At 73.6% G+C, this 1463-nt stretch carries 2 protein-coding genes; one reads left to right on the forward strand and one right to left on the reverse strand.

Translation table 11 applies throughout. The features are described 5' to 3' along the window. Positions 1-818 (forward strand): glycosyltransferase (locus tag Q0112_RS02145; protein WP_297970782.1); only part of this gene is annotated, 818 nt, incomplete at its 5' end. A 43-nt stretch (positions 819-861) separates the two neighbouring features. Here Q0112_RS02145 and Q0112_RS02150 read toward each other — a convergent pair. Continuing rightward, the coding region (locus Q0112_RS02150; protein WP_297970785.1) for a sulfotransferase at positions 862-1463 on the reverse strand (602 nt) is incomplete at its 5' end.

Here is a 1463-nt window from a genome sequence, read left to right on the forward strand (position 1 = left end):
GCGTAGTAGAAGGCGTCGAGCGAGGGGTCGAAATCCGGGTCCGTCCAGGTCCCGGGCTCGTCGCCCGCTTCCCCGGCATGCGGCTCGCCGCCGAGCCGACACCGGGCCCCGGCCCTGCCCGCAACCGCGGCATCGCCCTGGCGCGGGCGCCGATCGTCGCCTTCACCGATTCCGACTGCATTCCCGATCCCGGCTGGCTGGCGACGGTCCTTGCCACCTTCGCCGCCGACCCGGCCTGCGCGGCCCTCGGCGGCTCCGTCCGGGTCTTCGCCGCGACGCCCGAGCGGCCGAACCTCGCGGAGGCCTTCGATCTCGTCTACGGGTTCCGCCAGGAGCTGACGATCGCCCGGCACGGCTTCTCCGCCACCGCCAACCTCGCGGTGCGCCGCGAGGTCTTCGCGGCGGTCGGCGGCTTTGCCGGCCTCTCGGTGTCGGAGGACATGGAATGGGGCCGGCGGGCGAAGCGCGCCGGCTTCCCGACCCGCTTCGTGCCGCAGGCGGTGGTGGCGCACCCGGCACGCCGCTCGATGAGCGACCTGCGCCGACAGTGGGACCGGCACGTCAGCCACTACTGGAGCATGCAGCCGAAGACCGTCCGCGGCCGGGCGGAATGGGCGCTGAAGGCGGCGGCGATGGCGGCCTCGCCGGCGGCGGAGATCCCGCGCATCCTCGGTAGCTGCCGGCTGCGCGGAGCGCGCCAGCGCCTCGCGGCCTTCCGCGCCCTCGCGGCCATGCGTCTCTACCGGTCGCGGCGGATGTTTGCCGAGCTCGCCGATCCTGCCTCACGGCAGCGCAGCGCCCGCTGGAACCGCTCCTGACGTTCCGCGCGCGGAACGTCAGCCCGCGACAGGCCCGGAGCGGTCAGTCGCGGGACCAGCCGGTCGGCCGGCCGAGCAGGTCTTCGAGCTTCGCCACGTCCCCGGCGTAGCGGCGGCGCAGCCGCGCGCGGGTGTCCGGCCGGAGCTCCGGCTTCTCGAAGCTCACCGCGCCGCGCACGCTCGCGCTGAGCCGCGTGCGCAGGCCGAGCGGCAGGGCTTTCCGCACGGCCCCCTTCAGCCGCTCGTTTCCGAGAAACGCGGCTACGAGCGGCGACTTCGCCCGGCCTCCCGCATTGGTCTGCGGCAGATCCGTCGCCGGCAGCGATACGCCGAGGAAATTCTCGAGCCGCCCGCGCACCAGACTCATGTCGCGGACCATCTCCTCGAACATCACCACGAGCACCCGCTCGGGCCCGAAGAGGTCGAGATAGCGCGCCACCGGGGCGGCGTAGGTGCCGCCGCCCTCGTAGTCGAACATGTCGGAGAAGCCGGCCTCCCGCCGCGCCGCGCTCAGGGCGAAGGCTTCCTCGAACGGCAGCGTCTCGCGGCCTTCCGACCAGAGGTGGACGTATTGCGAGAAGACCTTGGCCGCCGGCTCGCGCAGGAGGATGAGGATCCGCGCCTCGGGTGCGAAGGCGTGCAGCC

Origin of the sequence: uncultured Amaricoccus sp. (assembly GCF_937858865.1) — a bacterium.
Taxonomy (GTDB): domain Bacteria; phylum Pseudomonadota; class Alphaproteobacteria; order Rhodobacterales; family Rhodobacteraceae; genus Amaricoccus.